Source organism: Rhizobium changzhiense, assembly GCF_013087625.1.
GTDB lineage: Bacteria > Pseudomonadota > Alphaproteobacteria > Rhizobiales > Rhizobiaceae > Rhizobium > Rhizobium sophorae.
The window spans coordinates 511,231-521,917 of sequence record NZ_JABFCQ010000005.1; the positions used below are offsets into that span (position 1 = coordinate 511,231).

Below are 10,687 nucleotides of genomic sequence, written 5' to 3' on the forward strand. Positions count from 1 at the left end.
GAGACGCCATGAGAGACCTTTCCGGCGGTCCGCGCGTGCTGCTCAGGCGGCTGCGCGAGTTGATGGCGGAGCCGCTGGAGCCGCAGGAGCGTCTTGACCGGATCGTTCGCCAAATCGCCGGCAACATGGTGGCGGAGGTTTGCTCCGTCTATGTGCTGCGCGCCGACGGCGTACTCGAACTCTATGCGACCGAAGGCCTCAACCGCGAGGCTGTGCACCTGGCGCAATTGAAGATGGGGCAAGGCCTGGTCGGCACCATCGCGGCCTCGGCCCAGCCGCTCAACCTTTCCGACGCGCAGTCGCATCCTGCCTTCCGCTACCTGCCGGAAACGGGCGAAGAAATCTACCATTCCTTCCTCGGCGTGCCGATCCTCAGGACCGGGCGCTCACTCGGCGTTCTCGTCGTGCAGAACAAGGCGAGCCGCAACTATCGCGAGGAAGAGCTGGAAGCGCTCGAGACGACGGCGATGGTGCTGGCAGAGATGATCGCCACCGGCGAGCTCAAGAAGATCACCAAGCCGGGCCTCGAACTCGACCTGACGCGTTCGGTCACCGTCGACGGCGATACTTATAATGACGGCATCGGCCTCGGTTACGTCGTGCTGCACGAGCCGCGCATCGTCGTCACCAATCTGCTGAACGAGGATGCCGAGAAGGAAATCCGGCGGCTGGCCGAAGCCATGGGCTCGCTCAGGATTTCGATCGACGACATGCTGTCGCGTCGCGACGTCTCGATGGAGGGCGAACACCGCGAGGTGCTCGAAACCTATCGTATGTTTGCGCATGACCAGGGCTGGGTGCGCAAGCTTGAGGAGGCGATCCGCAACGGCCTGACGGCGGAAGCAGCAGTCGAGAAAGTGCAGAGCGACACCAAGGCGCGGATGATGCGGTTGACCGACCCTTATCTGCGCGAACGCATGCATGATTTCGAGGATCTGGCGAACCGGCTGCTCAGACAGTTGACGGGTTATACCGGCCGGACGACCGGGGAAGGTTTCCCCAGCGATGCGATCGTCCTGGCGCGCGCCATGGGAGCGGCCGAACTGCTCGATTATCCGCGTGCCAATGTGCGCGGGCTGGTGCTGGAAGAAGGGGCGGTAACGAGCCATGTGGTGATCGTTGCGCGGGCCATGGGCATTCCGGTCATCGGTCAGGCTGCTGGCGTGGTGGCGCTCGCCGAGAACGGCGATGCTGTGATCATCGACGCCGACGAGGGACATGTGCATCTGCGGCCGATGGCCGATCACCGGCGCTCCTACGAGGAAAAGGTTCGCTTCCGCGCCAGACGGCAGGAGCAGTTCCGGGCGCTGCGCGCCGTCGAGCCGGTGACCAAGGATGGGCAGCGGATCGCGCTGATGATGAATGCCGGCCTGCTGGTCGACCTGCCGCAACTTTCGGAATCGGGTGCCGAGGGGATCGGCCTGTTCCGCACCGAGCTGCAGTTCATGATCGCCTCCACCATGCCGAAGGCGGAGGAGCAGGAGCAGTTCTATCGCAATGTGATAAAGCAGGCGGCGGGCCGCACCGTCACCTTCCGTACGCTCGACATCGGCGGCGACAAGGTCGTGCCGTATTTCCGCGGCCATGAAGAAGAGAATCCGGCACTCGGCTGGCGCGCCATCCGGCTGTCGCTCGACCGGCCGGGACTGTTGCGCACCCAGCTGCGCGCCCTGCTGAAGGCATCGGCCGACACCGAGCTGAAGCTGATGGTGCCGATGGTGACCGAGGTTTCCGAGCTGAAGATGGTGCGCGAGCTGTTGCAGAAGGAAGTGCAGCACCTCTCGCGCTTCGGCCACGGGCTGCCGCGCAAGCTGCAATTCGGGGCGATGCTAGAGGTGCCGGCACTGCTTTGGCAGCTCGACGAGCTGATGGAGGCGGTTGATTTCGTCTCGGTCGGTTCGAACGATCTCTTCCAGTTCTCGATGGCAGTCGATCGCGGCAATGCACGGGTCTCGGACCGCTTCGATCCACTGGGCAAGCCGTTCTTGCGCATCCTCCGCGATATCGTGCGCGGGGCGGAGCGGAACAAGACGCCGGTGACGCTCTGTGGCGAGCTCGCCAGCAAACCGATCTCGGCGATGGCGCTGCTCGGTATCGGCTTCCGCTCGATCTCGATGTCGCCGGCCTCGATCGGACCGGTGAAGGCGATGCTGCTCGGGCTCGATGTCGGGGCACTGACGAAGGCGATGGACGAGGTGCTGGACGATCACCACGCCTTGATGCCGATGCGCGAGGTGCTTGCCCGCTTCGCCGAGAGCCACAATATTCCCCTTTAGACAGAGATTAAGAAGAATCGGAGTGAAGGGTGGCGAAGCTTCCCGTTGAAAAGATGCGCGAGCTGGAACGTCGTTTCGGCGAGATCGAGGCGCGCATGTCGGCTGGCCCGGCTGCCGATGTCTATGTGAAGCTCGCATCCGAATATTCCGAGCTGCAGCCTGTCGTGACGAAGATCCGCGTCTATGAGAAGGCGGTCGCCGAGCTTGCCGATCTCGAAACGCTGCTCGAGGATAAATCGGTCGACCGCGAGATGCGCGACCTCGCCGAGCTCGAGCTGCCCGAGGTGAAGGAACAGATCGAGTCGCTCGAGCAGGAGATGCAGATCCTGCTTCTGCCGAAGGATGCAGCGGATGAAAAGAGCGCGATCCTCGAAATCCGCGCCGGCACGGGCGGCTCGGAAGCGGCCCTTTTCGCCGGCGATCTCTTTCGCATGTATGAGCGCTTTGCGGCGGAAAAGGGCTGGAAGGTGGAGGTGCTCTCGGCAAGTGAGGGCGAAGCCGGCGGCTACAAGGAAATCATCGCGACGATCACCGGCAGGGGGGTCTTTGCCAAGCTGAAATTCGAATCCGGCGTGCATCGCGTGCAACGTGTGCCGGAAACCGAGGCGGGCGGGCGTATCCATACGTCGGCCGCAACGGTTGCGGTGCTGCCGGAGGCCGAGGAGATCGACATCGAGATCCGGGCTGAAGATATCCGCATCGACACGATGCGCTCTTCGGGTGCGGGCGGCCAGCACGTCAATACGACGGACTCGGCTGTGCGCATCACCCACCTGCCGAGCGGCATTGTCGTCACCAGCTCGGAAAAGTCGCAACACCAAAATCGCGCCAAGGCGATGCAGGTGCTGCGCTCCAGGCTTTACGATGCCGAGCGGCAGAGAGCCGACAGCGAGCGCTCTGCCGATCGCAAGAGCCAGGTCGGCTCCGGCGACCGCTCGGAACGTATCCGCACCTATAATTTCCCGCAGGGGCGGGTAACGGACCATCGCATCAATCTGACGCTCTATAAGCTCGACCGGATGATGGAAGGCGAGATCGAGGAGGTCGTCGACGCGCTGATGGCCGATTACCAGGCCAGCCAGCTGGCACAGCTCGGCGAGCAACAATGAGCTCGACGGTCGCCGATATGCTTGCCGAAGCGCGCCGTCGCTTCACCGAAGCAGGTATCGTCGACCCGGCGACCGATGCGCGGCTGCTGGTCGCGGGTCTTCTGAAATTGTCGCCGACCGAGCTGTTGACGCGATCGGCCGAGAGGCTTTCTGCCGAGCAGGCCGAAGTGATTTTCAAGGCGCTGGAGCGGCGGCTCGGTCATGAGCCGGTGCATCGCATTCTCGGCGAGCGGGAATTCTACGGCCTGCCGCTTCGGCTTTCGGCGGAAACGCTGGAACCGCGGCCGGATACGGAAATCCTGGTCGATACGGTTCTCGTCTATCTCAAAGACCTTGCAAAGACGCAAAACCGTCTCCATATCCTTGACATGGGAACCGGGACCGGGGCGATATGCCTTGCGCTTTTGAGCGAATGTCCTGATGCGTCAGGTGTCGGCAGCGACATATCGGCGGATGCACTTTTGACGGCAAGATCGAATGCAGAAAGAAACGGGTTGCAGGATCGTTTTGAGGCCGTAAAGTCGAATTGGTTCGAGAAGATCCAGGGATCCTTTCACGCGATTGTCTCAAATCCGCCCTATATTGCTTCCAATGTCATTGACGATCTCGCTCCCGAAGTGACGAAATTTGATCCGGCTGCGGCTCTGGATGGCGGCCCGGATGGGCTTGACGCTTACAAAGCCATAGCCAAGGATGCGGCAAGGTTCATCAGGCCCGATGGGGTCGTCGGACTGGAGATCGGCTACGATCAGCGAAACGACGTGACGGCGATCTTTGAAGCGAAAGGCTTCAGGTGCCTCAAATCCGTGAAAGATTATGGTCAGAACGACAGGGTGCTCGTGTTTGCGCTCGCGTGAAAGACGATAATGCGGCATTGAACAGGACATTATTGTTATTGCGAAGAAAAGGCTTGGATTTCCCGGTGAAGCAATATAGGTTGCGGTCACGTGTTGGGCAGATAGGAATGAACGAGATTCGTTCGGTACTTGGTTTGCCTCGGGGGTCCGCTCTTTTAAACGAGAGTTTCAACGGTTGAACACGACCCAATGCGTGAATCAGTCAAACTGACTTGAGAACCAAGCGGCAGGTCGGCGCAAAGGCGCAGTATGCTCGCGGCACAAAGGTCCTGACCCGGTTTTCCGGTCATGGCGGTTGGTGCCATGTATCCATCACAAACAGAGAATTCAGGTGAACGATCTATGAGGCCAGGACAGCAGAACAAGCGCGGTCGAGGGCGTGGTAACAATAACAACGGCGGCGGTGGCGGCGGTGGAAATAACAATAACAACAATTTCAACCGCAAGGGCGGCAATCCGCTGACCCGGTCCTATGACAGTTCCGGCCCCGATGTGAAGATTCGCGGTACGGCGCAGCACATCGCCGAAAAATACGCGCAGCTCGCCCGCGACGCCCAAAGCTCCGGCGACCGCGTGATGGCCGAGAACTATCTCCAGCACGCTGAACATTACAATCGTATCATTGCCAGCGCCCAGGCGCAGATGCAGGAACGTTTCCAGCGCGACGACCGCGGCGAGTACAATGATCGCGACGGTGCGGACCGCGACGGCGACGATATGGACAACAATGAGAACGAGAATGACAATGACGGCGACGATGTCGTTATCGTCCAGCCGCCGCAGAGCAGGCCGCACCAGCAGCAGAGCAGACAGCACCAGCCGCAGGCACAGCCGAAGCCGGTAGCCGCTCAGACGCCTGCACCGGCACCCCAGTCCGAACTGATCGATGGAACCGGCCCACAGCCGGAGATCGAAGGCATTCCGGCCGAAGTCGCCATGGACGAGGAAGGTGCCGGCGGCCAGCCACGTGAACGCCAGCCCCGCCGCCGCAGCACCGGCAGCCGTCCCCGTCGCCCGCGCCGCGGTGCTGAGGGCGAAGAAGCCGCTGCTGAAGGCGAGGGCGCCTCTACCGAGGCGCCAGTGCTGGCTGACGTCGCATCGGAATGAGGATCTCGCTTCCCCTTCAGGGGAGAGCGTGAAGTTCATGCCGTCTACAGAATTAGCTTGAAAATCCCCGGCCTTGTGCCGGGGATTTTCGTTTTACGGGCTCTTTAAACTCGCAGAACAGGCTACCATATTCTCTCCGAACTGCTTCGCCCGAATCCCATACGGGCAAAGCGCGACCTGCCTTTTCAGGGGGTCGATCTCAATCATCGGTCTGCGCCTCTTCAGGGCAGGGCGATCCATGGAGGTAGAATATGAATATCGAGAAATATTCGGAGCGGGTGCGCGGTTTCATCCAGTCCGCCCAGACCTATGCGCTGGCACAGGGTCACCAGCAATTTACGCCCGAACATGTGCTGAAAGTCCTGCTCGACGACGATCAGGGCATGGCGGCGTCGCTGATCGAGCGCGCCGGCGGCGATGCCAAGGCCGCCCGTCTTGCCAATGACGCGGCTCTCGCCAAATTGCCGAAGATCTCCGGCGGCAACGGCAACATCTATCTGGCACAACCGCTCGCCAAGGTCCTTTCGACCGCCGAAGAGGCGGCGAAAAAGGCCGGCGACAGCTTTGTCACGGTGGAGCGTCTGCTGCAGGCACTGGCGATCGAATCCTCCGCCTCGACCTTTTCGACGCTGAAGAATTCAGGCGTGACGGCCCAGGGCCTCAACCAGGTCATCAATGACATCCGCAAGGGCCGGACGGCGGATTCCTCCAATGCCGAGCAGGGTTTCGACTCGCTGAAGAAGTTCGCACGCGATCTCACCGCCGAAGCCCGCGAGGGCAAGCTCGACCCGGTGATCGGCCGCGACGACGAAATCCGCCGCACCATCCAGGTGCTTTCGCGCCGCACCAAGAACAATCCTGTGCTGATCGGCGAACCCGGCGTCGGCAAGACGGCGATCGTCGAGGGCCTGGCGCTGCGCATCGTCAACGGTGACGTGCCGGAATCGCTCAAGGACAAGAAGCTGATGGCGCTCGACATGGGCGCGCTGATTGCCGGTGCGAAATACCGCGGCGAATTCGAGGAGCGGCTGAAGGCCGTGCTCAATGAAGTCCAGGCGGAAAACGGCGAGATCATCCTGTTCATCGATGAGATGCACACGCTGGTCGGCGCCGGCAAGGCGGATGGGGCGATGGATGCCTCCAACCTCCTGAAGCCCGCCCTTGCCCGCGGCGAGCTGCATTGCGTCGGTGCGACCACGCTCGATGAATATCGCAAACATGTCGAGAAGGATCCGGCCCTTGCCCGCCGCTTCCAGCCCGTCGTCGTCGACGAACCGACGGTCGAAGATACGATCTCGATCCTGCGCGGCCTGAAGGAAAAATACGAGCAGCATCACAAGGTGCGCATCGCCGATGCGGCGCTGGTGGCGGCTGCGACGCTTTCCAACCGCTATATCACCGACCGTTTCCTGCCCGACAAGGCGATCGACCTGATGGACGAGGCGGCAGCGCGGCTGCGCATGCAGGTGGATTCCAAGCCGGAAGAGCTCGACGAACTCGACCGGCGCATCATGCAGCTGAAGATCGAGCGCGAGGCGCTGAAAAAGGAAACGGACGTCGCGTCCGCCGACCGTCTGAAGCGGCTTGAAACCGAAGTGACCGATCTCGAGGAACAGGCCGATGCGCTGACGGCCCGCTGGCAGGCGGAAAAGCAGAAACTCGGCCTTGCCGCCGATCTCAAGAAGCAGCTCGACGATGCCCGCAACGAGTTGGCGATCGCCCAGCGCAAAGGCGAATTCCAGCGTGCCGGCGAGCTGACCTACGGCGTCATTCCCGATCTCGAAAAGCAGCTCGTCGATGCCGAGAAGCAGGATGGCGATCGCGGCGCGATGGTGCAGGAGGTGGTCACCCCCGACAATATCGCCCATGTCGTTTCCCGCTGGACCGGCATTCCGGTCGACAGGATGCTGGAGGGCGAACGCGACAAGCTGCTCCGGATGGAAGACGAGCTGGCGAAATCGGTGATCGGCCAGGGCGATGCGGTTCAGGCCGTGTCGCGCGCCGTTCGCCGCGCGCGCGCCGGCCTGCAGGATCCGAACCGGCCGATCGGCTCGTTCATCTTCCTCGGCCCGACCGGCGTCGGCAAGACGGAGCTCACCAAGGCGCTCGCCCGCTTCCTCTTCGACGACGAAACGGCGATGGTGCGCATGGACATGTCGGAATATATGGAGAAGCACTCCGTTGCCCGGCTGATCGGTGCGCCTCCCGGCTATGTCGGTTATGATGAAGGCGGAGCGCTGACGGAAGCCGTGCGCCGCAGGCCCTATCAGGTCGTGCTGTTCGACGAGATCGAAAAGGCGCATCCCGACGTCTTCAACATCCTGCTGCAGGTGCTGGACGACGGACGTCTGACGGACGGCCAGGGCCGGACGGTCGATTTCCGCAACACGATGATCATCATGACCTCGAACCTCGGCGCCGAATATCTGACGCAGCTGAGGGACGGCGACGACAGCGACACGGTTCGCGAGCAGGTGATGGAGGTCGTGCGCGGACATTTCCGGCCGGAATTTCTGAACCGCATCGACGAGATCATCCTCTTCCATCGCCTGAAGCGCGAGGAGATGGGCGCGATCGTCGATATCCAGCTGAAGCGGCTGGTGGCTCTGCTGTCCGAGCGCAAGATCATCATCGATCTCGACGAGGAAGCCCGCCACTGGCTGGCGAACAAGGGTTACGATCCGGTCTACGGCGCAAGGCCGCTGAAGCGGGTGATCCAGAAGTTCGTGCAGGATCCGCTGGCCGAGCAGATCCTGTCCGGCCAGGTGCCGGATGGATCGACGGTGACGGTGACGAGCGGTTCGGACCGGCTGCAGTTCAGGACGAGGCAGACGGTGAGCGAAGCAGCGTAAATCGGTTTGCCGGATATGGGAAATGGCGGCTTCGGGCCGCCATTTTTCGTTTGGTGGCCGAGGCGTCTATTGGAGCGGAAGCAGCGTAAGGGACGCTACTTGCTCGCCACCTGGTCTGGCGTCTGGTTGTTCAGCAGCGTATCGATGCGCTTGCGCTCGTCTTCGAATTTCGCCAGCGCCTCGCCCTGCAGCGATTTTCCGCCCGGAAGGCGAATGCGCAGCGGATCGACCTTGGTGCCGTTGACGATCAGCTCGTAATGCAGGTGCGGGCCGGTGGATTCGCCCGTCGTGCCGACCCAACCGATCACCTGGCCCTGGCGGATCTTGGCGCCGGGGACGACGCCCTTGGCAATGGCGCTCTGGTGATTGTAGGAGGATTCATAGCCGTTGGCATGGCGCACGATCGTCTGGTTGCCATAACCGCCGGAATCCCAGCCGGCTTTCTCGACCGTGCCGTTGCCGGCGGCGATGATCGCCGTGCCACGGGGTGCAGCCCAATCGACGCCGGTGTGCATGCGGGCGAAACCGAGGATCGGGTGGCGGCGCATGCCGAAGCCCGATTTGAAGATGCCATTCGGAACCGGGTTGCGCAGCAGGAACTGGCGGATGCTCTTGCCGTTCTCGTCGAAATAATCGACCGTGCCGTCGTCGGGGTCCTGGAAACGGTAGAAGCGCGTCTGCGTATCGCCGAAACGGGCGTTGACATAGAGCAGTTCGGAATCCTCGGTCGCCTGACCGGCGCTGTCGGCGACGGAGAAGAAGGCCTCGAGACTGTCGGTCGGCCTCAGCTGCGCCTGGAAATCGACATTGCTGGCGAGCAGCTTGATGATCAGCGCCGTCATATCCTTGGTCATGCCGTAGGAAAGGGCAGCACGATAGATGCCGTCATAGACACGCGGCAGGTTCTGGCCGGGGGGCGGTGCGAAGGAATTGTCATCAAAGGCGGTGGCGATGGCATCCAACATCGGCGGCTCGCTGCCGGGCACATATCTGCCCTTGTCGTCGACGGCCACGGTGACGAGATGGCGCGTGCCGCGATAGACGCTGGCTCGGATGATCTTTGCCTGTTCGCCCTTCTGAATGATGCCGATGCGCAGCACATCGCCCTTGTCGAGATCACCAGAACCCAGTTGCTGCGCGATATAGCCGGCAATGCCATCGGCATATTGCTGCGGATAGCCTGAATCCGTCAGCGCCTTGGCGATCGGCGTGTCGACGCGCACGGGCAGGATGTCGTCGGCGAATTCTTCAGTCTGCGGCGTGATCGATTCCGATGCGGAGACCGTCATGTTCTGTTCGAGCACGCGGGCGGACAGACCGGCGGTCAGATCGACATCGGAGTCCTCATTGGAGAAGCGACGCGGATCGACGTAATAAAGGGCTGCGAGCTGAGTGTTGCCGTCGGTCAGCACCGAGCCGTTGGAGCGTACGTTCTCTTCGACCTCCTCGAGCGACAGGCCGGACGCCATCTGCATGCTGGTCTTGCCGGTCGGGAAGGGAATGGTCTTCAGGCTGACTTCGGATTCGACGTCGGAGCCGTAAAGCGCGCCTGTGCGGCTTTGCGGTGCGGGCTGCGGCTCGTCTGCGGAAAAGATCGCCAGAGGATCGAAGTCGGGATAGTCCTCCGTCGCCACATGGTTGGCGGCCAGCGTCATCTTCACATGCGCGAAGGGCTGGCGGCGCACGACTTCCTTTTCGCCGTCGTGGACGACGGTGGACACTTCCATGATGGCACGGTCGGACGGTTTTGCGGCGATGGCGGGCGCGATCAGCCGGCCACCGCGGACCACTGTCGTATCCTCATGCGCGTCTGCCGCAACACTCGCATAGGCTTCGGCGGGGATCGCCAATTGCTGGCGGCCATCAAGGGCGGCAAAAAGGGCGACACCCATCAGGACGGACGATGTAATGCCGGTGAGGAACGTGCCCGAGAGCCAGCGCAAGGAAACTTCGCGCCGGTCGGGCGCGCGTCTGCCGTCGGCTAGAAGCGGAGGCTCGTTGCCCAACGAGCGGATCATCATTTTCTCCGTCATCATGGCAGTCGGGTCCGCGTCCTTACATCAGGCGTCTGTGGGAGCATGTATCGGCCATCCTGGCTGGGGCGAAAGATGTGCATATTTTGGGCACGGAAGTCAAATCACTCAGGAAAAGGCAGTCTGCCTGCATTTGCCTGTGTGAATCATGCGTCTCTTAAGACCAGCAGATTGTGATGATGTCGGGGCGCAGGAGACAAAAGAGCGTTCTTTCCACGAAAAGTCGAAAGTCGTTCATCTTTCCTGGCCATGTAAGGCCGGTCGGAATCCGGGAAAGGACCGCTTTTGAGCGTCGCTCGAAATTTTATCTTGAAAAACAATGGCCTGAAAGAAAAATCAAATTTTTCAAAAAGCGCTGTTGACTGTCTGCAGGGGTTAGTTCTATAAGCCCCCTCACTGAACGAGGGCGGCGGCGCTGCTGGCGACGAAGTCTTTCGTTCTGGTGAAACTCAA

6 protein-coding genes are annotated in these 10,687 nt (G+C 61.6%); 5 read left to right on the top strand and 1 reads right to left on the bottom strand.

The window, feature by feature from the left end; all coding sequences use genetic code 11:
* The first annotated feature begins 8 nt into the window (after positions 1 to 8).
* The 5 genes from ptsP (at position 9) to clpB (ending at position 8,201) form a co-directional block, all read left to right on the top strand.
* Positions 9 to 2,276, top strand: a complete 2,268-nt coding sequence (gene ptsP, locus G9X68_RS25335; RefSeq protein WP_171604720.1) for a phosphoenolpyruvate--protein phosphotransferase — start codon at positions 9 to 11, stop codon at positions 2,274 to 2,276.
* A gap of 29 nt (positions 2,277 to 2,305) precedes the next feature.
* The gene (gene prfA / locus G9X68_RS25340) at positions 2,306 to 3,385 is read left to right on the top strand and encodes a peptide chain release factor 1 (protein WP_171604721.1); all 1,080 of its coding nucleotides are present in this window, start codon (positions 2,306 to 2,308) and stop codon (positions 3,383 to 3,385) included.
* Positions 3,382 to 4,242: a peptide chain release factor N(5)-glutamine methyltransferase gene (gene prmC / locus G9X68_RS25345; RefSeq protein ID WP_171604722.1), complete on the top strand. Its 861-nt coding sequence runs from the start codon at positions 3,382 to 3,384 to the stop codon at positions 4,240 to 4,242. The genes prfA and prmC overlap by 4 nt, the downstream gene beginning before the upstream one ends.
* Before the next feature lie 342 nt (positions 4,243 to 4,584).
* Entirely contained in the window at positions 4,585 to 5,349 is a 765-nt protein-coding gene (locus G9X68_RS25350) for a DUF4167 domain-containing protein (protein ID WP_171604723.1), read from the top strand.
* 251 nt (positions 5,350 to 5,600) lie between these two features.
* Complete coding sequence (gene clpB, locus G9X68_RS25355; protein ID WP_171604724.1) at positions 5,601 to 8,201, top strand: ATP-dependent chaperone ClpB; 2,601 nt, start codon at positions 5,601 to 5,603, stop codon at positions 8,199 to 8,201.
* Between the two features lie 95 nt (positions 8,202 to 8,296).
* Here the strand turns inward: clpB and G9X68_RS25360 are convergent, their stop codons facing one another.
* Positions 8,297 to 10,237 (bottom strand): M23 family metallopeptidase, encoded by a 1,941-nt coding sequence (locus G9X68_RS25360; RefSeq protein ID WP_171604725.1) that lies wholly within the window; start codon positions 10,235 to 10,237, stop codon positions 8,297 to 8,299.
* Between the last annotated feature and the right edge of the window lie 450 nt (positions 10,238 to 10,687).